Raw genomic sequence first — 253 nt, 5'->3', positions numbered from 1 at the left:
AAGCGGATCGAACCGTCATTTCTACGAATGATTTCAACTTTTTCGTAAGTCATTACCCCATCGTCTTCTAATTCAATGGCTTTTGGCCGCCAGAATAGTTTCAATGCGTGCTGCATAGTGACTTGCATCACATTTTTTTTATCTGTTTTGGGCGGTATTTCTCGCACGTTAAAATAGAAGAGCGTTTCTCTGTCTTTAGGAAGTTGAGCAATTTTTTCCTGAGTTATCATTCTTATTTGAATTTGCTCACTGG

At 38.7% G+C, this 253-nt stretch carries 1 protein-coding gene; it reads right to left on the bottom strand.

Features of this window, described 5'->3' with window-relative positions:
- Positions 1-253, bottom strand: a 253-nt coding sequence (locus IEQ44_RS16220; RefSeq protein WP_193639457.1) for a fimbria/pilus periplasmic chaperone, incomplete at both ends; no start/stop codon positions are given.

This window comes from Nocardioides malaquae, from assembly GCF_015070385.1.
Classification (GTDB): Bacteria; Actinomycetota; Actinomycetes; order Propionibacteriales; family Nocardioidaceae; genus Nocardioides; species Nocardioides malaquae.
Note: the sequence above shows the minus strand (reverse complement) of the source record. Positions and strands in the feature narration are given on the sequence as shown.